At 71.4% G+C, this 25,645-nt stretch carries 27 protein-coding genes and 1 pseudogene; 10 read left to right on the top strand and 18 right to left on the bottom strand.

Annotated elements, in window-relative coordinates; genetic code table 11:
• Positions 1-263, bottom strand: a 263-nt coding sequence (locus OO54_RS43580; RefSeq protein WP_157856483.1) for an alcohol dehydrogenase catalytic domain-containing protein, incomplete at its 3' end; no start/stop codon positions are given.
• Positions 264-314: 51 nt separating this feature from the next.
• Between OO54_RS43580 and OO54_RS47370 the strand changes: the two genes are divergently transcribed.
• The 3 genes from OO54_RS47370 (at position 315) to OO54_RS14145 (ending at position 1,798) form a co-directional block, all read left to right on the top strand.
• A complete protein-coding gene (locus tag OO54_RS47370) occupies positions 315-833 on the top strand; it encodes an MBL fold metallo-hydrolase (RefSeq protein WP_245236724.1) in 519 nt (172 codons plus the stop codon).
• A gap of 10 nt (positions 834-843) precedes the next feature.
• Positions 844-1,038, top strand: coding sequence for a CBS domain-containing protein (locus OO54_RS14150; protein WP_033203196.1), 195 nt, complete (start codon positions 844-846; stop codon positions 1,036-1,038).
• A gap of 88 nt (positions 1,039-1,126) precedes the next feature.
• Complete coding sequence (locus OO54_RS14145) at positions 1,127-1,798, top strand: DUF4389 domain-containing protein (RefSeq protein WP_033203195.1); 672 nt, start codon at positions 1,127-1,129, stop codon at positions 1,796-1,798.
• A gap of 481 nt (positions 1,799-2,279) precedes the next feature.
• On the opposite strand, the gene OO54_RS14140 is transcribed toward OO54_RS14145, so the two are convergent.
• The 4 genes and pseudogenes from OO54_RS14140 to OO54_RS14120 all read right to left on the bottom strand — a co-directional run bounded on the left by OO54_RS14140 (position 2,280) and on the right by OO54_RS14120 (position 6,044).
• On the bottom strand, positions 2,280-2,735 hold the full coding sequence (locus OO54_RS14140) for an Hsp20/alpha crystallin family protein (RefSeq protein WP_033203194.1): 456 nt from the start codon (positions 2,733-2,735) through the stop codon (positions 2,280-2,282).
• An 864-nt stretch (positions 2,736-3,599) separates the two neighbouring features.
• Positions 3,600-4,646: pseudogene (locus OO54_RS41530) on the bottom strand (3-deoxy-7-phosphoheptulonate synthase class II); the annotation flags it as partial.
• A gap of 12 nt (positions 4,647-4,658) precedes the next feature.
• A complete protein-coding gene (locus tag OO54_RS14125; RefSeq protein WP_051786944.1) occupies positions 4,659-5,060 on the bottom strand; it encodes a cupin domain-containing protein in 402 nt (133 codons plus the stop codon).
• A gap of 195 nt (positions 5,061-5,255) precedes the next feature.
• Positions 5,256-6,044 carry an ArsR/SmtB family transcription factor gene (locus OO54_RS14120; RefSeq protein WP_051786943.1) on the bottom strand — a complete coding sequence of 263 codons (789 nt, stop codon included), beginning with the start codon at positions 6,042-6,044 and terminating at the stop codon, positions 5,256-5,258.
• A gap of 65 nt (positions 6,045-6,109) precedes the next feature.
• Between OO54_RS14120 and OO54_RS14115 the strand changes: the two genes are divergently transcribed.
• Complete coding sequence (locus tag OO54_RS14115) at positions 6,110-7,573, top strand: MFS transporter (RefSeq protein ID WP_051786942.1); 1,464 nt, start codon at positions 6,110-6,112, stop codon at positions 7,571-7,573.
• Between the two features lie 298 nt (positions 7,574-7,871).
• Positions 7,872-8,648, top strand: a complete 777-nt coding sequence (locus OO54_RS14110; RefSeq protein WP_033203191.1) for an IclR family transcriptional regulator — start codon at positions 7,872-7,874, stop codon at positions 8,646-8,648.
• Positions 8,649-8,750: 102 nt separating this feature from the next.
• Here OO54_RS14110 and OO54_RS14105 read toward each other — a convergent pair whose 3' ends face one another.
• The 4 genes from OO54_RS14105 to leuC are packed head-to-tail and all read right to left on the bottom strand — an operon-like array spanning position 8,751 to position 12,395.
• Positions 8,751-9,755, bottom strand: coding sequence for a TauD/TfdA family dioxygenase (locus tag OO54_RS14105; RefSeq protein WP_033203190.1), 1,005 nt, complete (start codon positions 9,753-9,755; stop codon positions 8,751-8,753).
• 5 nt (positions 9,756-9,760) lie between these two features.
• Entirely contained in the window at positions 9,761-10,381 is a 621-nt protein-coding gene (locus OO54_RS14100; protein WP_051786941.1) for a cysteine hydrolase family protein, read from the bottom strand.
• The gene (gene leuD / locus OO54_RS14095) at positions 10,378-10,977 is read right to left on the bottom strand and encodes a 3-isopropylmalate dehydratase small subunit (RefSeq protein WP_033203189.1); all 600 of its coding nucleotides are present in this window, start codon (positions 10,975-10,977) and stop codon (positions 10,378-10,380) included. The genes OO54_RS14100 and leuD overlap by 4 nt, the downstream gene beginning before the upstream one ends.
• 14 nt (positions 10,978-10,991) lie before the next feature.
• Positions 10,992-12,395 carry a 3-isopropylmalate dehydratase large subunit gene (gene leuC / locus OO54_RS14090; protein WP_033203188.1) on the bottom strand — a complete coding sequence of 468 codons (1,404 nt, stop codon included), beginning with the start codon at positions 12,393-12,395 and terminating at the stop codon, positions 10,992-10,994.
• Positions 12,396-12,623: 228 nt separating this feature from the next.
• Between leuC and aroH the strand changes: the two genes are divergently transcribed.
• Together aroH and OO54_RS14080 are read left to right on the top strand one after the other, a co-directional pair.
• The gene (gene aroH / locus OO54_RS14085) at positions 12,624-13,067 is read left to right on the top strand and encodes a chorismate mutase (protein ID WP_234439232.1); all 444 of its coding nucleotides are present in this window, start codon (positions 12,624-12,626) and stop codon (positions 13,065-13,067) included.
• Positions 13,068-13,069: 2 nt separating this feature from the next.
• Complete coding sequence (locus OO54_RS14080; protein ID WP_051786940.1) at positions 13,070-14,035, top strand: 3-deoxy-7-phosphoheptulonate synthase; 966 nt, start codon at positions 13,070-13,072, stop codon at positions 14,033-14,035.
• Positions 14,036-14,092: 57 nt separating this feature from the next.
• On the opposite strand, the gene dhaL is transcribed toward OO54_RS14080, so the two are convergent.
• Positions 14,093-14,773: a dihydroxyacetone kinase subunit DhaL gene (gene dhaL / locus OO54_RS14075; RefSeq protein ID WP_051786939.1), complete on the bottom strand. Its 681-nt coding sequence runs from the start codon at positions 14,771-14,773 to the stop codon at positions 14,093-14,095.
• Positions 14,774-15,058: 285 nt separating this feature from the next.
• Between dhaL and OO54_RS14070 the strand changes: the two genes are divergently transcribed.
• Positions 15,059-15,790: a response regulator transcription factor gene (locus OO54_RS14070; RefSeq protein WP_078905195.1), complete on the top strand. Its 732-nt coding sequence runs from the start codon at positions 15,059-15,061 to the stop codon at positions 15,788-15,790.
• A 124-nt stretch (positions 15,791-15,914) separates the two neighbouring features.
• On the opposite strand, the gene OO54_RS14065 is transcribed toward OO54_RS14070, so the two are convergent.
• The 6 genes from OO54_RS14065 to OO54_RS14040 form a co-directional block, all read right to left on the bottom strand.
• Complete coding sequence (locus OO54_RS14065; RefSeq protein WP_033203187.1) at positions 15,915-17,099, bottom strand: pyridoxal phosphate-dependent aminotransferase; 1,185 nt, start codon at positions 17,097-17,099, stop codon at positions 15,915-15,917.
• Entirely contained in the window at positions 17,096-19,048 is a 1,953-nt protein-coding gene (locus tag OO54_RS14060; RefSeq protein WP_078905194.1) for an FAD/NAD(P)-binding protein, read from the bottom strand. Before OO54_RS14060 ends, OO54_RS14065 begins: the two co-directional genes overlap by 4 nt.
• Positions 19,045-19,911 carry a prephenate dehydratase gene (gene pheA / locus OO54_RS14055; protein WP_051786936.1) on the bottom strand — a complete coding sequence of 289 codons (867 nt, stop codon included), beginning with the start codon at positions 19,909-19,911 and terminating at the stop codon, positions 19,045-19,047. Before pheA ends, OO54_RS14060 begins: the two co-directional genes overlap by 4 nt.
• Complete coding sequence (locus OO54_RS14050; protein ID WP_033203186.1) at positions 19,908-21,095, bottom strand: LeuA family protein; 1,188 nt, start codon at positions 21,093-21,095, stop codon at positions 19,908-19,910. The genes pheA and OO54_RS14050 overlap by 4 nt, the downstream gene beginning before the upstream one ends.
• 286 nt (positions 21,096-21,381) lie before the next feature.
• A complete protein-coding gene (locus OO54_RS48555; protein WP_324611634.1) occupies positions 21,382-21,795 on the bottom strand; it encodes an HAD-IA family hydrolase in 414 nt (137 codons plus the stop codon).
• A 302-nt stretch (positions 21,796-22,097) separates the two neighbouring features.
• On the bottom strand, positions 22,098-22,550 hold the full coding sequence (locus OO54_RS14040) for an Lrp/AsnC family transcriptional regulator (RefSeq protein ID WP_033203185.1): 453 nt from the start codon (positions 22,548-22,550) through the stop codon (positions 22,098-22,100).
• Positions 22,551-22,657: 107 nt separating this feature from the next.
• Between OO54_RS14040 and OO54_RS14035 the strand changes: the two genes are divergently transcribed.
• On the top strand, positions 22,658-23,620 hold the full coding sequence (locus OO54_RS14035; protein ID WP_033203184.1) for an SMP-30/gluconolactonase/LRE family protein: 963 nt from the start codon (positions 22,658-22,660) through the stop codon (positions 23,618-23,620).
• A 38-nt stretch (positions 23,621-23,658) separates the two neighbouring features.
• Here the strand turns inward: OO54_RS14035 and OO54_RS14030 are convergent, their stop codons facing one another.
• Positions 23,659-23,850, bottom strand: coding sequence for a hypothetical protein (locus OO54_RS14030; protein ID WP_033203183.1), 192 nt, complete (start codon positions 23,848-23,850; stop codon positions 23,659-23,661).
• 190 nt (positions 23,851-24,040) lie between these two features.
• Between OO54_RS14030 and OO54_RS14025 the strand changes: the two genes are divergently transcribed.
• Positions 24,041-24,982, top strand: a complete 942-nt coding sequence (locus OO54_RS14025; RefSeq protein WP_033203182.1) for a glycoside hydrolase family 113 protein — start codon at positions 24,041-24,043, stop codon at positions 24,980-24,982.
• A gap of 77 nt (positions 24,983-25,059) precedes the next feature.
• Here OO54_RS14025 and OO54_RS41520 read toward each other — a convergent pair whose 3' ends face one another.
• Complete coding sequence (locus tag OO54_RS41520; protein WP_234439231.1) at positions 25,060-25,431, bottom strand: alkyl sulfatase C-terminal domain-containing protein; 372 nt, start codon at positions 25,429-25,431, stop codon at positions 25,060-25,062.
• Positions 25,432-25,645 lie beyond the last annotated feature (214 nt).

Here is a 25,645-nt window from a genome sequence, read left to right as displayed (position 1 = left end):
GTGATGCAGGAGACCAGGACCCGGTCCCCCGGCCGCACCGTGCGGACGTCGCCCCCGGTCTCCACCACAGTGCCGACCGCCTCGTGTCCAAGGACCCGGCCGGGCGTCACCTCCGGGACGTCCCCCTTCAGGATGTGCAGGTCCGTGCCGCAGATGGTGACGGCGTCGACCCGCACGATCGCGTCGGCGGGATCCCCGACGACCGGGTCGGGCACCTCCTGCCAGGCGATCCGTCCCGGGCCCTGGAAGACGAGTGCCTTCATGGCGCCCACCCACTTCCCTTCGCGCGTCGCTGCGGTCCTCGTCCACCAGCCTTGGCGGAGTCCCCCGGCACGGTCACCGGCAGCAAGTTCCTGGTCGAGAGCGACCATGCCCGGATCCTCCTCGACTGCGGTCTCTTCCAGGGTTTCGCGACCCTGCGGCGCCGCAACCGGGAGCGGTTCGCCCGCGACGCCGCCGACGTCGACGCCGTGGTCGTCACCCATGCCCACCTGGACCACTGCGGCTCCGCCCAGGGCACCCGCTGCTGCCGCCGCCGGAACCGTTCTCGGGCGCCGACACGCTGCTCATGGAGTCCACCTACGGCGATCGCCACCACGACCAGGAGTCCGCCCGGTCGGCTGGACGGCCGTCGTACCCCGCTCCGGGGAGGCCGTCCTGGTCCGCTGAGGCAGGCGCTTCGGCCCACTGGTGCGAGCTGCGCAGCCCTCGCGCTCCCGCCCGGGGCGCGGGAGTCTGTGAGAGAAGGGCTGGAGGACACCATGAGCACCACTCGTCTTCCGGACGACCTCTTGCCGCGCGTCGGCGCGGAATCCCTGGCGTACGCCCGCTGAGGAGAGAGCCATGACCACCCGGCCGTTCACCGTCGCCGACGTGATGACCAAGAAGGTCGTCGCCGTCCGGCCCGGCGCGGAGTTCAAGGAGATCGTCGCCGCCATGGAGCGGTGGAAGGTTGAGCGCCTGGCCCGCGCTGTCGAAGGTGTGGTCGACGTACGGTGCGAGCTCACCGCGCAGGGTGTAGGAGGTGACGAGCGATGAGGCACCGGCAGTGTCGCGGAACCGGTGCGGTGGGGGTAGTCGACCGGCTCGCGTACGAGGACGACGACCTGACGAGGAAGTGACGACCATGGACGCCCCGACCGCATCGCACGCTCCCGTGGCGGTGAATGCCGATCTCGACAAGCCGCTGTCGCGCTGGCTGTGGCTGGTCAAGTGGATCCTGGTGATCCCCCACTGGATCGTGCTGATCTTCCTCTGGATCGCCTTCTTCGTGGTGACGGTCATCGCGTTCTTCGCCATCCTCTTCACCGAACGCTTCCCACGGGGCCTTTTCGACTTCAATCTCGGCGTGCTCCGCTGGTCCTGGCGCGTGTCGTACTACTCGTACGGCGCCCTCGGCACCGACCGCTACCCGCCCTTCAGCCTGGGCCCTGAGCCGGACTACCCGGCCCGACTCGACATCGCCTACCCGGAGCGGCTCTCCCGCTCGCTGGTCCTGGTCAAGTGGTGGCTGCTCGCCATCCCCCACTACCTCGTGATTGCCTTCTTCACCAGCGGCATGCACGCAGGATGGTGGAGCAGCGGCCTCATCACCCTGCTCACGCTCATCGCCGGCTTCGCCGTGACCTTCACCGAACGCTATCCGCGCGATCTGTTCGCCCTGATCGTCGGCCTGAACCGCTGGGTCCTGCGCGTCGCCGCCTACGCGAGCCTCATGACGGACGCCTACCCGCCCTTCCGCCTCGACCAGGGCGGCACCGAGACGGCCGGGCCCGGCCGCGCCGCGGCCGGCAGCTGACGGCGCCGGCCGGCTCGCCGCGGTCCGGCCGCTCTGGGGCGCGGTCACTCATCGTCACCCACCCGGGGGCGTACCGGGCGGAACGTGGACGGTCCCGGAGCGGCGGACGTGCTCCGGGTGTTCCCACACCGCCGGTGCGAGGGCCTGCGGGTTCGTGCCGTACCGGGCTGCGCCGGATGGGTCCACTGCGGGCCCTGTGGTGGTCGCCTTCACCTGATGACGGTGGGCGGTGATGACGTTGGGCGGCCAGTTCGCGATCGGTCCTGGCCCCGGCGTTCCACAGGATTCCGGCGGCCACGGCTCCGCAGACGAGGGCGACGATCAGGACGAGGGCGAAGTCGGCACGTCCGCGGGATCCTTTCACCGGCCCGATGGACTTGCTGTCCGAATGCTCCTGGTGAGACACGCCGCACCTCCCGTCGGGGGTGGCTCGCTGAGGGATCCCCGACACCGCCAAGGGGACGGTGGGCTCGCTAGGGATTCACGACGTGGCTCCCTCGGGAGAGGTGCCGCCTCGCTTCACCGGGATGGTGCGTGCGGTGCCGGTCTTTTCGTCGGGCATGGGGACTCGCACGGTGAGGATGCCGTCCGCGTACGAAGCCTCGACGTCGTCGGCCGGGATCGTGGCCGGGAGGCGCACGGTCCGGCGGAACGATCCGTAGCGGAACTCGGAGTGCTCCTTGTCCTCCGTGCTCTCACTGTGCTCCGCACTCACCGTGATGAGGTTGTCGTCGACGGTGATGGTGAAATCGTCGGGGTCCATCCCGGGCAGTTCGGCCCGCAGCACGTACGCGCCGGCGCCGCTGGTCACCTCCACGGGAATGGAGTGGGCAGCGGTCGCGGGGCGCCATCCGGGCAGCCCTGGGAACTCCCTGTTGAACCAGTCGTTGAAGTCGGGGAAGAGGCTGTGCCTGCGTTCCACCTTGCCTCCGGCCATTGTTCTGCTCCTCGTTCCCGGGGCCCACGGCGGTCGCCGTGGACCTGAGTCGGTACGGACGGGCGGTGGACCGGGATACGGGGCCGGTCCGACTCCGTAACCCCATCGTCCGCCCGCGAGGCGGCGCGCCCCAGCGGCCAAGGGGGCTGTCCGACGGGGCCGAACGGGCCGCACCCGGACCGACCGGCCCATGGCGCCGCGGCTTCGGCCACTCCTCCCTTCGTCGGCGCCGCTCCCGAGCATCGCCTCGGCGCGAAGGAACCGGTTCTCCCGCTGGACCGCTCCGTTGCGCCCGCAGGAGCGCCGCTGCACTTCCGGCCGGGTTCATCACAGGTCTCCTTCCGCGGGCTCCGGATTCCGCTCGGGTACGACGGCGACCGGACACGAGGCGTGGTGCAGGGCACGGTGGGCGACCCCGCGGTGTGGCAGGCCCTCGCCTCCGACCCCCGCTACGTCGTCCTCGACGGCTTCTTCGGCAGCACCGGCGGCCCGGCCGGCGACTACTACGACCTTCATCGCCGTGGAGGGAATCGCCCTCGGCTCACTCCTCGGCGTGCTCACCACCTGGCTGATGTACAGCAACAGCGCCGCCTTCGCGCGCCGCGCGGCCCCCATCCGCCCCGCGCCGGCGGTCCGCGTCACCGAATGACACGCAGGCAGAAGTGCGTACGACGACTGACGGCAGCCACGCGTGGCCGCACCGGTTTCACACCGGTGCGGCCACGCGTGGTTCAGAACCCCCGAACCTGTTCCCGGTACATCTGGGCGACGAGGCCACGCGTGGTTCAGAACCCCCGAACCTGTTCCCGGTACATCTGGGCGACGAGGAACGCCAGGTCGAGGGACTGGCTGCGGTTGAGGCGTCGGGTCGGTGACCCACGCGACGACCGCACCCGACGCGGTGACCTTCTCGACCAGCTCGGGGAGCTTGTCGCGGACCTTGTCGGCGCCCATGCGGACGACGAAGGTCAGCCGGCCCGGCTCGCGGTCCGGGTCGAGGCGGTCGAGCAGCGCGAGTGCGTCGTCCGGCGTGGTCGTCGGGCCGAGTTTCACTCCGATCGGGTTGCGGATCTTCGAGGCGAACTCGACGTGCGCGCCGTCCAGTTGTCGGGTGCGCTCGCCGATCCACACCATGTGCGCCGACACGTCGTACAACCGGCCGGTGCGGGAGTCCACCCGGGTGAGGGCGGACTCGTAGTCGAGGAGCAGTGCCTCGTGGGAGGAGAAGAACTCGACGGTCCTGAACTCCTCCGGGTCGGCGCCGCAGGCCTGCATGAAGTTCAGCGCGTTGTCGATCTCGCGGGCGAGCGCCTCGTAGCGCCGGCCCGAGGGGGATGACTTCACGAAGTCCTGGTTCCAGGCGTGCACCTGGCGCAGGTCGGCGTAACCACCGGTGGTGAAGGCGCGCACCAGGTTGAGCGTCGAGGCGGAGGCGTGGTACATGCGCTTCAGGCGCTGTGGGTCGGGCGTCCGGGCGGCCTCGGTGAAGGCCTGGCCGTTGACCGAGTCGCCCCGGTAGCTGGGCAGGGTCACCCCGTCGCGGGTCTCGGTCGGGCTGGAGCGCGGTTTGGAGTACTGGCCGGCGATGCGGCCGACCTTCACCACGGGCACGGAGGCCGCGTACGTGAGCACGACCCCCATCTGCAGGAGGGTCTTGAGCTTGTCGCGGATCTGGTCGGCGGACACGGCGTCGAAGGCTTCCGCGCAGTCGCCGCCCTGGAGCAGGAACGCCTCGCCACGGGCGACGGCCGCCATCCGGGTACGCAGCTGGTCGGCCTCGCCGGCGAAGACGAGCGGGGGGTACGACGCGAGGTCCGCGACCACCTCGCGCAGGGCCTGCGGGTCGGGGTAATCGGGTTGCTGCGCCGCGGGCAGGGACTGCCAGGATCTGCTCGGTCCGTGGAGGTTCACGCCCGGTCCTCTTCAGTTCGTCGGGACGACGGGGGCCTCACGGATGCCGAGCAGGGTGCACCCGGTCTCCGTGCTGATGCGGTGGACGCTTCCCGGCTCCTCGATGACCAGGTCGCCGACGCCGTAGCGGTCGCCGTTGTCGTTGAGGAGCTCGCCCTGGAGGACGAACATCAGCTCGTAGCCGAGGTGTTCGTGGAGGTCTCCGTGGGCCCCGGGGTCGAAGCGGATGAGCTGGGCGGTCGCCGGCTGGTCGTCGGCGGTCTCGTACAGGGCGTGGATCGCCGTGCCGGTACGCCCCGGCTCGTGCCAGCGGCGCCACTCGACGGAGTCCAGCGCCTCGGGGGACAGCAGGTCGCGCAGCACCGTCACGCTGCGGTCCGTTCGGTCGGCGACGGGGTTCGGCGTCGTGGGCACGTCGGTGTTCTCCCTCTGCTTCTGCCGGTGGGCGCGTTCCGCCGGCCGGCGTCGTGCGGTGGTACTTCGGCCCGACCAAGGCTCGGCGGAAGAAGGCCGCACGTCATCGCTCATCAGAGGAAGCGGCGGGGCCCGCTCCTCCGGAGGAGTACACCGATCGGCCGAGATCCGCGTCCTCGCCGGCCGATGCGCCGGTCAGTCCGCTACGTGGAGGCCGAAGGTGCCGGCCAGGCCGTCGGCGCCGTCCTCGGTCACGTGGACGACGCGGGGGCTGGAGCCGTAACGCAGCCAGCGCAGCTCGAAGAGGCGCGCGGTGAGCGCGGCGCCGATCGCGCCCGCGAGGTGGTGTCGCTGTTCGCTCCAGTCCACGCAGTAGCGGATCGGGGGGCGGCGGGCGGGCAGCCGGTCCAGGTCGACGCCGAACCGGGCCAGTGTGTCGCGGCCGGTGGCGGTGAGGCGGTAGTCGATGTCGTGCCCGTATCCGGACGCGCCGTCGCGGACCGCTTTCTCGGGGTGGTGGCTGCCGTCGTGCCCGGCGAGCAGGCCGTCCTTGAGCAGGCATTCCAGGAGGCTCACGCCGAGTCGGCCGGCGAGGTGGTCGTAGCACGTGCGGGAGCGGCGCAGGGCGCCGGCGGTGCTGCTCTCGCGCAGGGACGTGACCGGGAGGGGCGGTGCGATGACGGCCAGGGCCTCCAGAGCGAGGCTGACGTCGGGGTTGGCCAGGCGGTAGTAGCGGCAGCGGCCGGCGCTCTCCATGACGACCAGCCGCGCCTCGACGAGCTTGCCGAGATGGACGCTGGCCGTCGCGGCGCTCACGCCCGCCTCGGTGGCGAGCAGTCCGGCGGCCAGGGCGCGGCCGTCGCTGAGCGCCTTGAGCATCCGGGCACGGGAGGGGTCGGCGATGAGATGCGCGGCCCGGGCGATGTCGGGCTGGTGGTGTACCTGGTCCTGGTTCCGGCGTCGACCGGTCGTCGTCCTTGCCATGCGGCAAGCGTAGTCCGACCACACTTTGACGGACGACTAAATGTTGCGACCCGAGACTGGATCGCATGACGTCCACAGATCCCTCGCTCTCCCCCGCACGCGCGCCCGGTGCCTCAGCCGACCCGGTGGCCGAGCGCCCTTCTCTTTCCCTTCCGCCGCTCATCGCACTGAGCCTGGGCTATTTCCTGGTGATGCTCGACGTCACGGTCGTGAACGTGGCCGTGCCCGCCATCCAGGACTCGTTGGACGCCGGTCCGTCGGACCTGCAGTGGATCGTCGACGGATACAGCGCCTTCTTCGCCGGGCTGCTCCTGGTCGGCGGCGGGCTCGGTGACCGTTTCGGGCACCGGACGCTGTTCCTCTCCGGCCTGGGGGTGTTCGCCGCCGCGTCCGTGGGCTGCGCGCTGGCGCCTTCGGCGGGGGTCCTGATCGGCGCCCGGCTGGCCCAGGGCGCCGGGGCCGCGCTGCTGGTTCCCGCGTCGTTCGCCCTGTTGCAGGCGGCCTATCCCGACCGGGCCCAGCGCGCCCGGGCGGTCGGCTACTGGGGGCTCGTCTCGGCGGTCGCCTTCGGTGCCGGGCCGGCGGTCGGCGGACTGCTGGTCGCCGGGTTCGACTGGCGCGCGGTGTTCTGGGTGAACCTGCCCGTGGCCGCGGTGGCGGTGCTGCTGACCCTGCGCCACGTACCGGCCCCGGGCCGGAAGGACCGGCCGGGAAGGATGGACCCGGCCGGTCTGCTGCTGGGCGTGCTCGGTCTGCTCGGCGTGGCGGGTGCGCTCAACGAGGCGGGGTCCGCGGGCTGGTCGTCGCCGGAGGTGCTGGCGCTGTTCGCGGGTGGCGTCGTGTGCCTGGCGGCCTTCGTGACCGTCGAGCTGCGCCTGGAGAAGAACGCGGCGGTGAGGCCGGAGGGCCGGCGGCCGCTGCTGCCGATGTCGCTCTTCCGTGAGGTCCGGCTCACGGCGACGAACGTCATCGGGCTGCTGCTCAGTTTCGGTTACTACGGGCTGCTCTTCGTCGCCACGCTGTACTTCCAGCAGGAGCGTGAACTCAGCGCGCTGAGCACCGGGTTCGCCCTGCTGCCCTCGGTCTGCATGGGCTTCCTCGCGGCGCCGCTGTCGAGCCGGCTGACCGCCCGCAGCGGTCCGTACGTGCCCATGGCGGGGGCGCTGCTGCTCGGGAGCGTCGGCTTCCTGGGCTGGCTGGCCGCCGGTCCCGACACCCCTTATCCCGTACTGCTCTTCGCGCTCATGGCGACGGGGCTGGCGACACCGGTGACCGTGGTGGCGGCGACCGTGGCCGTCATGGAGGCGAGCCCCGCGGAGAAGGCCGGTACGGCGTCCGCGGTGTTCAACGTGTCCCGTCAGGTGGGCAGCGCGATGGGCGTGGCCCTCTTCGGCACGCTGGTCGGCACGTCGGACGGGATGGTCGGCGGGTTGCACGTGTCGGCGGTCATCGCCGCGGTGGCGTTCCTGTCGGCGTCGGTGCTGGCGGCGGTCACCGGGCGCCGTGCAGACGCAGTCCGGGCCGGGTGAGGTCGCCGGAATCCGATCGTCAGCCCTTCCGGTCGCCTCGGGCGGCGGGCTCCGACGCCGCCGGCATGGGTCCGGCGGCCGAGGGGCGCGCCGCCCGCTTCGCTGTCCGAGCGCGTCTCCGGCCGGGGCCGCCGCCTTGGCATCTCGCCTCGTACTCCGCGGTTGATCATCGTTCGGCAGGAATCTCCCCTTCCGCGCCACCAGGGCGTAAACTTCGCCCGTCGATCGGTCAGCAGGTGCGTCGACGGCGCGACATTATTCTGAACGGCGTTCCGCCATACTGATTGCGAGTTGAAGCATGGTGCAGTCCGTTCAGCGTGCCGCACGCATCCTGAGGGAACTGGCGACCCACGGTCCCCGCCTGGGTGTCACCGAGCTCGCCGACCGGATCGGAGTGTCCAAGCCGACCGTGCACGCACTGCTGCAGACCCTGGAAGCCGAGGGGCTGGTCCGGCAGGAGAAGGGGACGAGCAAGTACCTCCTCGGGATGGCGCTGCTCCGCCTCGGCAACTCGTATCTGGAGACGCAGGAACTGCGGTCCCACTCGGTCGCGTGGGCGGACACCCTGGCCGAGCGCACCGGCGAGGCGGTGTGGGTCGCGGTGCTCGACGACCGGCACATCCTCGTCGTGCACCACGCCTTCCGGCCCCGCAGCGGGGTGCAGATCCCGGACCTCGGCGCCAGCGTTCCGTGGAACACCTCCGCGCTCGGCAAGTCGCTCGCGTCGTTCCTTCCTTCGCAGCGGCAGCGGGAACTCCTCGAGGGCGATCTGGCCCGGCTGACCGGGCACAGCGTGGTGGACCCCGTGGTGCTGGCGGACCAGTTGGAGGCGGTCCGGCAGACCGGTTACGCGCTGGAGGACCAGGAGAGCACGCTGGGCGAGGCCTGCATCGCCTCGCCGGTGTTCGACCGGTCCGGCGAGCCGGCGGGCGCGATCGGCGTGATCGGCCCCGTCGAGCGGCTCCTGTCGAAGGCGAACCGGCAGCGGCACGCCATCGCCGTACGCGATGTGGCGACCCTGCTCTCCCGAGAGCTCGGGGCGGGCCGCGGCGTCGCCTGGCGCGTCACCGACTGACCGCGGGCTCCGGCCGCCTCACGGACGCGGAAACGCGAGGGGCAGGTATGCGGGAACACCTCCCGCGTACCTGCCCCTCGGATCCTGCGGTCCGCCCGACGGTCAGTCGCCGACCCGGCCGGCGACACCCTCCACCCAGCGGTCCGCGAAGCCGTCCGCGACGGCCTGGCTGCGCAGGGTGTAGGTCTTCAGGAGCCAGCGCGAGCGCGACCGCTCGGGGTCGTTGACCTCGATCAGCTCGCGGCTGTGCAGCCCGTTCTGGTTGGCGAAGATCAGCAGGTCGCCTTCGAGGATGCGGTGCCGCTTCTTCTCCGCCCGGGTGAGCGCGTTCTTCAGCTCGATCAGGGCGTCCTTGGCCTCGCCCGGAGCGTCCGGCGCGACGGTGGTGTGCGTGTCCAGGTAGCGGATGCCGTAGTCGCCCTGGAAGATCGCGTGCTTGTCCGAGAGGGTCAGGCTGCTGTTGTTGTCCCGGGAGACGACGTCGAAGGGGGTGACGAAGTGTGCCTCTCCCAGGACGCGCAGGGTGTCCTCGGACAGTCCGGCGCGCAGCGTGCGGGCCTCGACGAGGCTGGTGCAGGTGTACTCCTGCACCGGGCAGCGCATGCCCAGCAGGCTGATGTAGTCGGCGCGCACGGGGTGGGCGGTGCGGTCGTTGTGGTAGACGAGCTCGCCGTCGCTGTATCCGGTCTGCTTCCCGTGGTACTTGCTGATGGAGTACACGTCGGTGAAGAAGTCCCCGTTGAAGCGGGTCGCGTACGCCATCACGGGGGTGCGGGTCAGCTGTGCCACGAGCTCGAGGAAGCCCTCGCCGACGAAGGTCAGCTTGTGGGCGTACTTGTCCGCCTGCGGGTCGTCGTGCCCCAGCTCGGGAAGGTCCTTGTCCACCGGGCAGTTGCGGAGCACGTGCGTGTCGGAGACGCCCGCCTCGCGTTCCGTCCGGATCTGCTCGGCGGCCCGGAGCAGCGACTCGGGGACGTTGCCCTCGGTCGCCCGGCGTACGGCCGCGGAGAAGGCGTGGTAGTCGTCGTACGGGTTGGTGTCGATGGTCTCGAGAACCCCGTACAGTTCGTCCTTCTCCCGGTCGGTCATGAGGTAGAACGGCTGCATCGGCGTCAATCCTTCTCTTCGGTCTCGTTCTCGTCGGCGGCCCGCGTCCGCCCCAACGCCTCGTCCACTGTGGTGACTTCGGCGGTGCGGCGGACGAGGGTCAGCGCCGCTTCGTGCAGTTCCTGACTCGACGTGGCGGTGGCGTCCTCCAGCACCTCCACGCGGAAGTCCAGGTCGTGGGCTTCGCGGGCGGTGGACAGGATGACGAGGTCCGTGGTCGCCCCGGTCAGCAGCAGCGTGTTCACGCCGAGGGACCTGAGGGTCAGTTCGAGGTGCGTCCCGAGGAACGGGTTGACCCGGCGCTTGGCGATGACCGGCTCGTGGGCCTCGGGCTTGAGGGAGTCGTGGACCTCGGTGCCCCAGGTCCCCAGGATCAGCCGGTCGCCGTCGGCCGCCTCGGCGAACAGCGGCGAGGTCGGCGGCCAGTCCGCGAGGCCCGGGGAGAAGCCGACGACCACGTAGACCACCGGTATGCCGCGCTCACGGGCGTGGTCGATGGCACGGCGGGTGTGGCCGAGTACGCCCCTGCTCTCGATCTGGTCGAGGCAGACGTCGCTGTACTTCCCGTCGGGGTGCACCAGCTCGTTGATGAGGTCGAGCACCAGCAGGGCAGGGCGTCGGGTCATGACGCGCTCCTCGTCGTCGTGGGCAGGAGCGGTCGGCGCCGCCGCTCGTGCGCGCTGATCTCCGCCTCGTGGCGCAGGGTGTCGCTGATGGTGTCCGCGCCGCGCAGCAGGCGGTCGCGTGCGCCCTCGTTGATCCGGAAGGTCTCGGTCCGGCCGGCGAAGCGGACCTGGCGCAGCTCCAGGTCGACGGTGACCGGTGTGGTCGGGTCCGCCTCGGTCAGCTCCCACAGCCGCTCCACGGCGTCCGAGGGCAGCACGACGGGCAGCAGGCCGCGCATGAGGGCGTTCTCGCGGAAGATGTCGCCGAAGCTCGCGGCGACCACGGCCCGGAATCCGGACTTCTGCAGGGCCCAGACGGCGGACTCCCGGGAGGAGCCGGTGGCGAACTCGTTGCCCGCCACGAGGACGGTCGCGCCCTGGTACTGGGGCAGGTTCGCGGGGAACGACGGATCGTCCCGCCAGTCACCGAACAGGCCGTTGCCCTGGCCGGTCGGGCTGAAGTAGGGGACGAAGCGGGCGGGGATGATCTGGTCGGTGTCGACGTTGCTGCGCCGGAGCGGCAGCGCCGTACCGACGTGCACGGTGAACTGTTCCATGTAGGTGCGTGGCCTCACAGGTCGGTGGGTGCGGTGATCCGGCCGGCGACGGCGCTGGCCGCGGCCACCGCCGGGGAGGCGATGTGCGTGCGCGACCCCTTGCCCTGCCGGCCCTCGAAGTTGCGGTTGCTGGTCGACACGGCGCGCTGTCCGGACCGCAGCCGGTCCTCGTTGAGGCCGCAGCACATGGAGCAGCCGGCGATGGGGCGGAAGTCGGCGCCGGCACCGGTGAAGACCCGGTCGAGCCCCTCGTCCACGGCCTGCCGGTGCACGGCGGCGGAGCCGGGTACGACCAGCATGCGCACCCCGTCGGCGACCCGGCGGCCGCGCAGCACCTCGGCCGCGGCGCGCAGGTCCTCGATGCGGCCGTTCGTGCAGGAGCCCACGAACACGGTGTCGATGCCGATGTCCGTGAGTCGGCTGCCGGGCTTCAGGTCCATGTACGCGAGGGCGCGTTCGGCCGCCGCGCGCTGCGTGGCGGTGTCGAAGTCGGCCGGGCTCGGCACGCGGCCGTCGAGCGGCAGGCTCTGGGCAGGGTTGGTCCCCCAGGAGACGTACGGTCGGATCGCCGAGGCGTCGAGGGTGACCTCCTTGTCGAACCGCGCGTCCGGGTCGGTGCGCAGGGAGGTCCAGTACGCGACCTCGGCGTCCCACTCCGCGCCCTGCGGCATGCCGGGGCGGGTGCGCAGGTAGGCGAAGGTCGTCTCGTCGGGGGCGACGAGGCCCGCCTTGGAGCCGGCCTCCACCGACATGTTGCACAGGGTCATGCGGCCTTCCATCGACAGCGCCTCGACGGCCGGACCCCGGTACTCGATGATGTGCCCCTGGCCGCCGCCGGTGCCGATGGCCGCGATCAGCGCCATCACCAGGTCCTTCGCCGTCGTGCCCGCCGGGAGCGCGCCGGTGACGTTGACCGCCATGTCCTTCGGGCGGCGCGTCCACAGCGTCTGCGTGGCCAGTACGTGCTCCACCTGGCTGGTGCCGATGCCGAACGCGATGGCTCCGAACGCGCCCAGGGTGGTGGTGTGCGAGTCGCAGCACACGGCCGTCATGCCGGGCCGGACCAGGCCCTGTTCGGGACCGACGACGTGCACGATGCCGTGCTCCTCGTCACCGCGCCGGTACATGGGGATCCCGAAGGCGTCGGAGTTGTCCCGGAGCTGGACGGACTGCCGGCGGCCCGCGGGGTCGTCGAATCCGTCGAGGGGGGATGTGGTGGGCACGTTGTGGTCCTCGGTGCTCACCGTCAACTCGGGGCGCCGCACGGTGCGTCCGGCTGCCCGCAGGCCGTCGAACGCCGCCGGCGTGTTCACCTCGTGGAGCAGGTGGAGATCGACGTACAGCAGGTCGTCCCCCCCTGCTTCGCCCCTGAGGACCGTGTGGTCGGCCCAGACCTTTTGCGCAAGCGTTGAACCCATGACCGCCATGCTCCTGGCACGTGCCGTGCCCGGGCATCGGCCGATGGTGGAGGCCTCCTTCGACGGTGCACGGCACTCCTCCTTCCGCGCACCCGCGCCGCGGCGGCCGGACGGGTCCTCCGTCGGTGGATGACGTGGCGCATGGAGCCGAGCAGGATGACACCGGGTTTCGCGCCTGTTCGGTCCGCCGTCGGCATCTCCGGAGAAGAAGTGAACGGGACAAGTGAAGTGAACGGACACCCCGCCGTCGAGCCCACGGGCCCGACGGCGGCACCACCCGCCTCCCGGGTGCTGGCGCTGCGCGGTGCCACCCAGGTGGCGTCGAACGATCCGCACGAGATCGTGCGGGCCACCACCGAGCTGCTCCGGGAGCTGGTCACCCGCAACGCGCTCGACCCGGCCGACCTGATCAGCATCTGGTTCACCGCGAGCCCGGACCTCACCGCCGCGTACCCGGCGCGCGCCGCCCGGGAGATGGGGTTCGTGGACGTGCCGCTGATGTGTGCGAGCGAGATCGACGTACCGGGCGGCAGTCCGCGCGCGGTGCGCGTGCTGATCCACACCCATTCCGCCCGGCCGCGGGCCGAGGCCGCGCACGTCTACCTGCACGGCGCGGCCTCGCTGCGCCCGGACCTGGTCACGGGTGCGCCCGCCGGGTCGGTGGAGGCCTGACGGTGTCCTCGCCCGATTCCCCCGTGGACGACGCGACGGCACGGGCCGAACCGGTCGGGTTGCCAGGTCCGGTCACCCGCGAGGAGACCGAGGTCCTCCGGCTGTTGCTGGCCCGGGCCGCCGCCGGCGAGTACCAGGTGCTCCAGGCGGGGGACCGAGTCGAGGAGCCGCGGCGCGCGGGTGACCCCGCGGTCGCCCGCGAGACGGGTCTCCTCGACGCGTTGGCCGGGATCATGAGGGTGAACAGCGGCAGACCGGTGGTGCGGATCGGCCGGGAGCGGGCGGACGACGGCCCTCGGCCGGCCGGGGAGCCTGTGTGGACGAGTCGTCACGTCCTGGCGCCCGACGACGACTTGCCCTTCCTGCGGGGCACACCGACGGGCCGGATCCTGCTGGCGTCCACGCATCTGCCGTGGCTCGGCGAACGCGCCCTCCGGCCGGACGGGCCGCACGCCCGGATGCTGGCCCGCGTCGCGAACCCGCTCGCCTGCGAGGTCGGCCCCGACACCGCCCCCGACGAGCTGGTACGCCTGTGCCGCCTGCTGGATCCCGATCGGACGCCCGGGCGCCTCACGCTCGTCTCGCGCATGGGCGTCTCCCACGTGGCGTCGGAGCTGCCCCGTCTCGTGACCGCGGTGCGGCGGGCCGGGCATCCGTCGGCGTGGCTGTGCGACCCGATGGGCGGGAACACGTTCACCGCCCGCTCGGGCCACCGGTCCTCGTTGGTGTCGATGGTGATCGAGGAGGTCGTGGCCTTCCAGCGGGCCGTCGTCGAGGCGGGCGGAGTGGCCGCGGGGCTGCGTCTGCTGACCACCCCGGACTCGGTGACGGAGTGCGCCTGGGGGTTCGCCGACGTGGACCGGGTGGCCGGGCGATCGGCCTCACCCGGCGATCCGCGGCTCAATGCCCAGCAGGCCTTCACGGTGGTGGGCGCGTGGGGGCCTCCCCGGCTCGACGTCGGCGTGTGACCGAGGAGGCCGCGTCCACGTCCGGGCGCAGTCACCGTCCGGAAGGCCGGCTTTCGTTCACACCCCGGGCATGCACGCGATCCGCACGAAGGACAGGTCCCGTTCCGGGCCGGCCGTGACCTCCTCGGCGAGTGTTCTGAACAGCATCGCCGTGGAGGCGGCGCCGGGGTCCAGGTGGCCGATGCTGCGATAGCCGAGGTACGAGGCACGGCCCTTGCGCGCCTGCATCGGGATGGTGGTCCGGGCGCCCGCCTCGGCGGCCGCGGCGGCTGCCGTCGTGGCCTCGCCCAGGTTGCCGCCCTGGGAGCAGACCGCTCGGAACGAGGTCACGGCGGGCCCGTAGGCGTCGACCATGGTCTTGTCGCCCGCGGCCGCCGCTCCCAGTCGGACGACGGCGTCGAGTCCCGCCTGGAGCGCGTCGCCGAGCTGGGCCACCCCGGTCCGGTCGCCCAGCGCGGCGCCGATCGCCTGGAACGCGCTGCCGTACAACACGCCTGCGGCTCCTCCTACGTGGTCCCGGAGCAACAGCCCTGCCTCGCCAAGCAGTTCGCCCGATGATTCGGTCGCCGCCCGGTCCCGCAGCAGCATGCGGCGGACCTGGGCCGTGCCCCGGCGCATGTTGATGCCGTGGTCTCCGTCCCCGATCGCGGAATCGAGAGCGGTGAGCTTCTCCTCGTCCTCCTCGACGGCCCGTGCGAACCCTCGGAGCCACGCCCTGGCCAGCGCATCGTCCTGCATGCTTCCCCCTCCGCTGCAGCGGCACACGGAAGCCCTACACCCGACGGCGGTGGCGGGCGGCCCCCGATGCCCGACCGTAGGTGTGGACTCTGTCGGGCGTCAACAAACGACAGACCAAGGAACGATCAAGCGATCACCTTAGAAATGAGGGGTCTTCACACATCAGCGCCCGGAGCTCTCTGGTCGAGCGCTCAAAATTAGCCATAACGCTGTTCATCATTGCTGAACAGCGTTCTCGAATTTAGGCTCGACAGGCATCGAACAGTTTGACGAAGGGCATACCTCATGACTTTGGAACGTGATCTCTTCGGCGCGGAGCACGCCGAAGACGACACAGCTCGCGTGCTGGTCGCGGATCACGACCCGATCTCCCGTCACGTCCTGACCCGCGTCCTCGGCGCCTCGCCCCACCTCGACGTGGTGGGCAGCGTGAACAACCAGCAGCCGCTGCGGCAGTGGCCGCTCGACCGCGTCGACGTGGCCGTCCTCGCGGTCGCGCCCCGTGAGGACGCCACCGGTCTGATCCGCCAACTGGACCTGCGCCGGGTACGGGTGCTGGTCGTCGGCACCGGCTGGACCCAGCGGCGCCTCGACGCCTTCTTCGCGGCCGGCGCCACCGGCTGTCTGGTGAAGAACATCAACGTCGCCAAGCTCGCCACGGCCGTCCGTGCGGTCGCTTCCGGCCACACGGTGCTCTCCCCCGAGCTGCGCACCCTGCACGCCCGGCCCACCGGCACCGCGCCCGCCCCCTCCACCGCCGGCTCCAAAGATCTCCTCCACACCCTCACCTCCCGCGAACAAGAAGTGCTGCGCAACCTCACGGAAGGCATGTCGACGGCCGAGACGGCGGTCCGCCTCAGGGTCTCGCCCGCCACCGTCAAGAGCCACATCTCCCACGCGCTGACCAAGCTCGGTGCCCGCAACCGGCTGGAGGCCGTGCTGCTGTTCCAGCGGTCTTACGCGACGGAGGGGGAAACCCTGCCCGTCGCCCCGGCCCGTCCCGTCGAAGTGGCCTGAAGTCCGCCCGCGCGTCCGGGGAAGTGGCCGACGACGCCCACGGACCGGACCTGGCGCAGACATGCCGGGAGGCCGGCAGCCCCACTCGGGGCTGCCGGCCTCCCGGCGTCCGTGTCGACTCCCGTCAGTTCCCGTCCCACTGGGCGGCCAGCCGCGACAGCCGCTCCGCGGCACCCTGCAGCACCTCGCGGGACGCCGCGAACGACAGCCGCACGTACCCCTCGCCGCCCGGTCCGAAGGCCGAGCCCGGGGCCACGGTGACCGCGGCCTCGTCGAGCAGCCGCTGCGCGAAGGCGGCCGACGTCAGCCCCGTCCCCCGGATGTCGGCGAACGCGTAGAACGCGCCCTCGGGGGAGGCACAGGTGACGCCGGGCAGCGCGTCCAGGGCGGAGACCGTCATGTCCCGGCGCACCGCGTACTCCTTGAGCATCGCCGCCACGTCGTCGGCCGTCCTGGTCAGCGCCGCCACACCGCCGCGCTGCACGAAGGACGCGGCGCAGCTCACCGTGTGCTCCTGGACCTTGAGCGCCTGCGAGATCAGCGGTTCGGGTCCCGCCAGATAGCCGAGCCGCCAGCCCGTCATCGCGTACGCCTTGGAGAAGCCGTTGACCGTGAGCGTCCGCTCCGCCGCGCCGGGCAGGCTCGCCGGACTGAGGTGGACCCGGCCGTCGTAGACGATCTTCTCGTAGATCTCGTCCACGATCAGGACGAGGTCGTGCTCGACCGCGAACGCGACGATCTCCTCGGCCTCCTCGCGGTCGAGTACGTGGCCCGTCGGGTTGGCCGGCGTGTTGACGACCAGCGCCCGGGTGCGGTCCGTCACCAGGCCGTCCAGGACCCGCCGCGACAGCCTGAAACCGTCCTCCGCACCGAGTTCGGCCGACACCGCGCGGGCGCCGAGCAGGCCTGCCATCGCCGGATAGCTCACCCATGCCGGCGTGGGCACGATGACCTCGTCACCCGGGTCGAGCACGGTCATCAGCGCGGTGAACAGCGCCTGCTTGGCCGAGGGGGTGACGATGACGCCGGTGGCCGGATCCACATGGATGCCGTTCTCGACGGCCAGCTTGTCCGCCACCGCCCCCAGCAGCTCGGGAACGCCCCGGCTCGGGGTGTAGTGGGTGTCCCCGCTCTCCAGCGCCGAGACGGCCTCCGCCACCACGGGCTCCGGCGTGGGGAAGTCCGGTTCGCCGCCGCTGAGGTCGAGCACCTCGACCCCGCTCCGGCGCAGCCGCTGGACCGTCTCCAACAGGGCGACCGTCGCGGACCGCTCCACGCTCGCGAACCGCTGTGCGACACGCACGCTCATCCCGCCTTCCTCTCCGGCGATCGCTCGCCTGCCGTCTCCGCGCCCGAGCCGACCAGCTCGGGCGTCTGCGCCCGGGACACGTCGCCCCGGGACACGTCGCCCCGGGACACGGGGCGCAGCGCGTGCGCCGCGATGGCGTCGGCGTCATGGACGAAGTCGCTCCACATGCCCGGCCGACTGCTGCCCACCTGCATGAACCACCTGGTGTGCTCGGTGGGGATGCCGAGGACGTACATGTCCTCGTCGACGCTGCCGTCACCGGCCACGGGATGGAACGGACTCTTGGTCACGGCGACGCCGCCGGTGTCGTAACCGGCGCCGCCGCTGTGGTTGACGTAGCTCGTCCACGCGCCGGACTCACGCAGCCTCGCGGTGAGCGGGCTGAGGTCGCTGTGCAGGTCGGGGCTGGGGATCCGCGCGTCGACCAGCGTCGTCACCGGAACGGCGGAGCCGGGGACCTGGGCCGAGGACACCACGTACACGCCGTCGGCCGGATCGCCGTCGAAGCGCGTCCGCGGGCCGACGATGCGCAGCAGCCCGCAGTCGAGCAGGGCGAGCACCTGCTGGAGGCGCTCCATCGGCGGCCCCGCCGCGAGGAACGACGCCCTGGGCACGTACCAGCCGAGGAAGTCCTCCTTCTGCGAGCGCCCGGTCAGCCCGGAGAAGTCGACCAGCTCGCGAAGGACCCAGCGGGTGTCGCGCATGACGTCGAGCGCGGCCTTGAGCGGCGAGTCGACGTTGCCCTCGGTGGCATGCTCGAGATCCCGCTCGATCTCCTCGCGCAGCGCGCGCCCGAAGTCCTCCGGGTCCGCGAAGGCACGGTGCGCGAACGGCCGGGCGAGCGCGTCGATGTCGATCGGCGGCACGCCCGAAAGTCCCAGTCGTGCGGCGATGGCCTCCACGGAGGGCACGCCCTGTTCGGCGTCGTGCACCACCTGGGCGACGAACCGGTCGGCGACCTCTCCGTCGAAGGCGCGCCGCAGGGCCGTTCGGTAGTAGACGAGCTCGATCTCGGCCTTCAGCCACGGGAGGACGTGGCGTGTGAAGTCGAGCGGGCCGCGCGGCTGGTGGGACCGGATCCGCCCCGGGGTGAACAGCACCGGACGGTAGGAGTACTGGGGCGGTTTCTGGTTCCGCCCCCGGGCCGGCAGCGGCATTCCGCTGCGGGATCCGGCCACGATCACCGGCTCCTCGCCGCTGGGGTGGTAGACGAGCCTGCCGCCGTCGCCCGGGGTGAAGCGACCGCCCCGGCCGAGGGTGAGGGCCGCCATCACGTCGTAGAAGGACAGCCCGAGACCGATCACGCCGACGCCGGAGCCCGGCGCGATCTCGTGAAGGGGCATGTCGGCCGCCGACTCGCCCTGGATGTAGCGGAGTTCGGGGTTCTGCGCGGCGAGGTCGGCGAGGTCGCCCTCCCGCCCGGTGAGCCGGTGCCTGGAGTGCCCGGTGGCCAGGACGACCCGGTCGACGTCCAGCCGCTCGCCGCCCGACAGGGCGATCCGGTACCGGTCGCCGTCGACGCGGACGACCTCCTCGACGCGTTCCTTGATGCTCCGCAGCCGTACGCCGGTGGGCAGGGACTCCGTCACCGCGTCGAGCACCGAGCGCAGGTACCTGCCGTACTGGCCGCGTGGCGCGTAACTGTCCGGGCCGGGGTAGTCCCCGACGGACTCCCACCACTGGCCGAACGACGGGCCGGCCCCGGCCCGTGCCGGGCCGCCGTCCGGCTCGCCCGAGTAGGCGGAGCACTGGCCCGCCACGGTGTTCATCAGGAACCAGTCGGGCTGGTCGGTCCGGTAGACCTGGCCGGCCCCCGGCTCCACGGCGTCGACCAGGAAGATGCGGACGTCCAGGGGGCCCGGGTGTTCCCCGAGACGGGCCGCGAGCCGCTCGAGCACCATCATTCCCCTGGGCCCGCTGCCGATCACAGCAATGCGCGTCGCACTCATGCGGCTGCCTTCTCCCCCTTGACCTCACGGTCGACGATGTACGGATAACTCCCCAGCAGGGTCAGCGAGTCGACGCCCTTGCGCATCGCCTCGACGGCCTCCGCCAGCCCCGGATGGGCGATGTGCCGGTCGACCTCGACCAGGAAGTGGTAGCGGCCCCGCGCGGTCTGCCGGGGCCAGGACTGGATCCAGGCGATGGACACCTGCCGCCGGCTCAGCTCGCCGAGCACGCCGGTGAGGACGCCGGGATCCGAGCGGTCGGAGGTGATCAGCAGCGCGGTACGGTCCTGGCCCGTGGGCGGCCCGTCGGCGCCGCTGCGGCGCAGCGACACGAAACGTGTCATGGCGTCGCGGCGCGTGCCGATGTCGTGGGCCAGCACGGTCAGCCCGTAGCGTGCGGCGGTCTCGGGGGCGGCGATCGCGGCGTCGGTGGCCGCGCCGCCGTCCGCCAGTGCCGCGGCGGCCGCCGCGGTGGAGTCGGCGACGACCGTCTCCGCGTGCGGCAGGTGCCGCTCCACCCACTGCCGGCACTGCCCGAGCGCGTGCGGATGGCTCACCACCCGCCGTACCTCGGACAGCCTCGTGCCCTCCCCCGCCATCAAGGCGAAGGTGACCCCGATCGTCACCTGGGCGTCGATTCTGAGCTGTCCGGCGTGCGCGACGAGTTCCCCCAGCGTCGGCGGAACCACGCCGCTGACGGAGTTCTCCAGGGGGACCACCGCCCTGGAGAACCTGCCGGACCGCACGGCCTCCACCGCCGCCGGGACGGTCGGGAAGGGAACGGTCTGCCGGGCGGAGGGCGCGAGCCGCCGGACGGCGGACTCCGTGAAAGTGCCCTCCGGGCCCAGATACGAATACTTCATCGCGCGGCTGCCACCGCCAGGCGCGTGCCGAGCTCCATGGCGAGCCGCTCGCGTACGACCGACAGGTCCTCGCAGTCGCCCTGTTCCCGCTCGGCGATGTGGACGCGGTACAGCTCGTCCAGCTCGGCCTCGTCGACGTCCACGTCGAGCTGCTCGATGAGGTGGCGCAGCACGGTCCGTCCGGAGTGGCGCCCGATGAGCAGGGAGCGTTCCCGCCCGAACCGCGCGGGCTCGACGTACTCGTAGGTGCTCGGGTCGCTGAGCATGCCCTGTTGGTGGATGCCGGCGGCGGTACCGAAGACGTACTTGCCGAAGATCGGCTTGTTGCGGGGCTCCTCCAGGCGGATGATCTCGCGCAGCCGGTTGTACGCCGCGTACATGGCCTCCAGGCGGACGCCGGTCGTCATCCCGAGCAACTCGGTCTTGTACGCGAGGACGGCGGCGACCTCCTCCAGCGAGGTGTTGCCGGCCCGCTCGCCGATGCCGCCGAGCGCCACCTGGATCTCGTCCGCGCCGGCCGCGAGACCGGCCAGCGTGTTGGCGGTCGCCAGACCGAAGTCGTTGTGGCAGTGGGTGGAGACCTTGACGGGCTGCGGCGCCCATCGGCGTATCTTGCCGATGAGGCTGCCGAACTCCTCGGGAGTGTGGCATCCCGTCGTGTCGGCCAGGATGATGCAGGTCGCCCCCGCGTCCACGGCCGCCTCGGTCAGCGCCCGCAGCAGGTCGTCCTCGCCACGGCTGGCGTCCTCGATGCCGACGGCGATGTCGGTGACGCCCAGGGACACGGCGAACCTCACCGTGTCCACCACCTCCCGGACCGCCGCCTGCCGGGTGATGCCCCGCTTGTGCGACAGGTGGATCTGGCTGCCCGTGGCCACCATCTGCACCTGATGGTTGTCGACCCCGCCCGCCTCGACGGCGATCTCGACGTCCCGGCGCGTCGTCCGCGAGAACGTGGCGAACTTGGTCCCCTTCAGGTGCCGCGCGATGAGGCGGGTCGCCTCGAAGTCACTGGGCGAGGAGGCGGGAAAGCCCGCCTCGATGGTGTCCACCCCCAACCCCGCTATCAGCTGCGCCAGTTCGAGCTTCTGCTCCGGGTTCATCGCGTTGCCGGGCGCCTGTTCACCATCGCGGAGCGTGGTGTCGAAGACGGATATGCGACGGGGTGCTGCGTACTCGTTCACTTCTCCCCCAAGGGCCTGGGATGCACTCGGCCTCCTCAGCCGAACAACCACCGATCCTCGGGACCCGCCCCCTCCCCGTCATCCGCTGATGGAGGAACCCCGCACGCCCCACCACCCACTCGGAATCACCCCCACGCCTTTGGTGGAGCGAGAGTCCACCAACGACCGTATTCCGCGCCCCTACTCCTCCCGGGGCCGATGCCGACACCGCCGGCGGTCGCCACGATCGGACATCAGGATTCCGAGCAGTACCGCCGGCAGGTCAGGACGGCCGGCGAGGCGGCGATCAGGTCCGGGCCCGCCCGCTGAGCAAGGCCGGCAGTTCGCGCATGTCGTCGAAGACGATGGTGCCCGGGCCTTCGAGTCGTTCGGCGGGGGTCGGGCCGCCGGCGTAGCCGAAGGCCCGCATTCCCGCCGCGCGGGCCGCCGCGACGCCGGGGCCGCTGTCCTCGACGACCGCGCACGCTGACGGGTCGGCGCCCGTGCGCTGGGCGGCGTACAGGAAGAGGTCGGGTGCGGGTTTGCCGCGCGCCACTTCGCTCGCGCTGTAGATCCGGCCGGCGAACAGGTCGTACAGACCGGTGCGGCCCAGGATGTGGCGCACCTTCTCGTGTGAACCGCTGGAGGCGACGCGGGTCGGGACGGCGAGGGCGGCGAGGGCTTCGGGCAGGCCGTCCACCGGGGCGAGGCCGAGATCCACCGCTTCGGCGGTGGTGCTGGAGGAAGCGGGTCCAGCAGAGGCCTGCGGTCTCCGCGCCGAGCCGCTCGGTGACCTGGTCGACGATGGACTTCTCGGAGCGGCCGATGAAGTGGGCGACCACCTCGTCGGCGGTGAGCGGCCAGCCCGGTTCCGCTCCGAGCGCGATCTGGAGGCGTACGGCGAGGCGTACGGCGAGGCGTTCGGTGTCGACCAGGACGCCGTCGCCGTCGAGGATCACGAGTTCATGGGTTCGAGCAGGGTGGTCGTCGTTCCCGCGGCGTCGGTGCGGAGGCGCGCGGGGATCACGTCTGATCCGCGGTCAGCGGTGAGACGGGCCGCTCGAAGAAGGTCTCCAGGACCACCGTCGCCTGTGTTCCGCTGACCCCGTCGATGGCGTAGATCCGCCGCAGCACGTCCTGCAGTTGCTCGGTGGTCGCGGTCCTGACCTTCACCAGTACCGAGGCGCTGCCGGCGATGACGTGCGCCTCCAGGATCTCGGGGAGGGCGGCGAAGTCCTGCGCCGCGTCCCCCATCCAGGACGTCGAGTCGACCATCACGTAGGCGAGGACGGCACTGCCCACGGCGGCCGGGTCCACGTCGACGGCGGTGCGGCGGATGACGCCGCGCTCCCGCAGTTTCCGCACCCGCTCGTGGGCGGCCCCGGCGGACAGGCCGACGGCCTGTCCGAGCGCGGCATAGGGCTGGGTGGCGTCCTGTTGGAGCTGGGCCAGCAGTACGCGGTCGATGTGATCCACAACTCTCCCTTCGGAATCTTGTTGCCGGGACGATATCTCATCTTGCAATGTTCACTTCAGACCGATTCACATTCGGCGCATGATGTCTTCGGCGAGGAGTGAACCCCATGAGCAGCGAGCGCCCCGGGCTGTACGAGATGTTCGACGACCGGTTCCGTACCGGACGGTGCATGAACGGCGATGAAGCGCTGGAGGTCCTGTACACCGGCTGCCGTTGGGCCGAGGGGCCGATCTACCTGCCGGCCTGGCGTCAGGTGGTCTGGAGCGACATCCCCAACGACCGGATGCTGCGGTGGGACGAGGAGACCGGCGCGGTCGCCGTCTTCCGCCGCTCCGCCGGACACACCAACGGCAACACCCTCGACCGCGAGGGCCGGTTGATCACCTGCGAGCAGGGCAACCGCCGCGTGACCCGGACCGAGCACGACGGCACCGTCACCGTGCTGGCCGACCGGTGGCAGGGCAAGCGGCTGAACAGCCCGAACGACGCGGCCGTGAAGTCCGACGGTTCGATCTGGTTCTCCGACCCGGACTTCGGCATCACCAGCGATTACGAGGGCTACCGCGCCGAGAGCGAGATCGGCTCCAACAACGTCTACCGGATCGACCCGGCCACCGGCGAAGTGCGCCTGGTCGCCGACTGCTTCGGCGCGCCGAACGGGCTGGTTTTCTCGGCCGACGAGCGGCAGCTGTTCGTCTCCGACACCCGCGCGGGCTTCATCCGGGTCTTCGACGTGCACGACGAGGGCACCCTGTCCGAGGGCGAGGTCTTCGCCGAGGCCGGGGCCCGCGAGAAGGCCCGATTCGACAACCTCCGCTTCGACGACGGCGGCCGGCTCTGGGCGGCCGCGATGGACGACGGCGTGCACTGCTACGACCCCGACGGCACCCTGATCGGCCGCCTGAACGTCCCGGAGGCGGTCGCCAACATCTCCTGGGGCGGCGCCAAGCGCAACCGCCTCTTCATCGCCGCGGAGACCAGCCTGTACTCGGTCGTCATGGCCGTCACCGGCACGCACCCGACCGGACCGGGACGACGCCCCTGGCTGGAGCCGGCGGCGGCCCACTGAACTCCCGACCGGCCCACCCCCACGCCCCGGCCGTCCCGTCAGGACGACGAGCTTGCGGCGGCCGGCGGCGGGGTGCGGTCGCCGCTCGACGTACCCGCGCCGGCACGTCGGAGCCGGATGATCCTTCGCACGCCGTCGACGAGCAGGCCGGTTCCGGCGAGAACGGCGAAGACCGGATAGGGGGACGCAAGCGTCTCTGCCATGTCGAGACCGATCAGCACTGCGCCCATGACAATGGCTCCGTGGGCAGTCCACTTGTTCACTGTTGCTCCTGTAAGGCAGTCAGGGCTCAAAGGGAGCGTAGAGCCGGCGGAGGGTGTCCTGCCGGATGAAGGTCGGCGCGGGCAGTCCCCAGGAGGCGAAACCGACTGGACAAGTCCTGGCTCGTACACGGCGACGGTTCACTGAAGGGACAGGGGCGTGCGCGCACGGGGCATCAACTACGACACCGGGTTCCTCCCCGGGGAAGAACTCTCCCGCAAGAGCTTCACCCCTGAGACGGTCCGGCAGGACATGGCGGTGATCTCCGAGGTTCTCCACTGCGACGCCGTTCGCGTCTCCGGAAGAGAGCCCGAACGGTTGAGCATCGCCGCCCGGCTCGCCGCGGAGGCCGGCCTTGAGGTCTGGTTCGCCCCGTTCCCCGTGGACCTTCCCCGCGACCGGTTGCTCCCGTTCTTCGCCGACTGCGCGGCTCGGGCCGAATCCGTACGGAAGGCAGGTGCCGATGTGGTGTTCGTCGCCGGCTGTGAGATCAGCGCGTTCTGCTGCGGTTTCCTTCCGGGCGACACCTACGGCGACCGCATGCGGGCCATGGCCGCCGCCGACATGGAGTGGTGGTCCTCCCTCGGACCGGTGCGGGAACGCCTCAACGACTTCCTCTCCCAGGTCGCCGCGACCGTGCGGACGCACTTCGGCGGTCGGGTGACCTACGCCTCGGGTCCCTGGGAGTTCGTCGACTGGACCGCGTTCGACCTCGTCGGCATCGATGCCTACCGGGCCGCCTACAACGCCGACGGCTTCCGGGACGAGCTGCGCGGACACCTCGCGCACGGCAAGCCCGTCGCGGTGACCGAGTACGGAACCTGTGCGTACCGGGGCGCGGGCGAGCGTGGCGGCATGGCCTGGCAGGTGCCGGACGGCGCGGCCCCGGACGAAGACGAACAGGCGCGCTACCTGACCGAGTTGCTGGACGTCTTCGAGGACGAAGGTGTCGACTCCGCGTTCTGGTTCACCTTCGCCGGGTACAGCAGGCCCGGGGAACTGGACCTCGGCTCCTACGGCGTCGTCCGGGTGCTCGACGAGAGGCGCTGGGAACCGAAGAAGGTGTTCCACACGATGGCGGCCAGATACGGGCGCCGTTGACGAGGACCTCCGGCGGGACTGCCGACGGCCCGTGAGCCGATGGCAGTCGTCGGTGGGTGGAAGCCGGTGTACGAAGGTCAGCCCGCCGGGCGGGAACGCCGGGCCGGGAGTCGGAAGAGGACCGGCGGTCGCCGCAGGGCTTCCGCGTCGCCGGTCGCTGCCGCGGTGCCCGCCTCGATCGCGTCGATCGCGTCGGAGAAGGTCAGCGTGCGGGCGGTCACTTCGACGAACGCCTCCTCCGTGATGGTGATCGTCACGTCCGGGTGCTGCGCAGGGCCGTGGATCGTCTCGACGGTGCCGTCGTCGACGCGGGCGTGGAGGACTTCGTCGTCGACGTGGAACTCGTACACCGCACGCAGTCCCACGGCGGCGTCCGGGTCGAAGCAGGCCCGCAGCCCGAGCACGGCCCAGCCCGCGTGGAAGGTCTCTCCCCCGCGTCGCTCGCCCATGGCCCACTTCAGGCCCCACCGGGCCAGCGCCAGGACGGCGGGGCCGAGTTCCTCGCCGGCCTCGGTGAGCGCGTACGCGGGCGTGCGGGCGGCGCCGCAGGGTGACCTTGCGGGCGATCCCCTCGCGTTCCAGGTCCTCGACGGCTGCGAGAGCCTCCACCCGATCGGTGAACGTCCCCATCGTCGGTTCCCCGTACGTGCTCACCCCACCCAC

The organism is Streptomyces wedmorensis (genome assembly GCF_000716445.1).
GTDB classification, from domain to species: Bacteria; Actinomycetota; Actinomycetes; order Streptomycetales; family Streptomycetaceae; genus Streptomyces; species Streptomyces wedmorensis.
The sequence above is the reverse complement of the archived record's forward strand: the minus strand, read 5'-3'. Positions and strand labels throughout refer to the sequence as shown.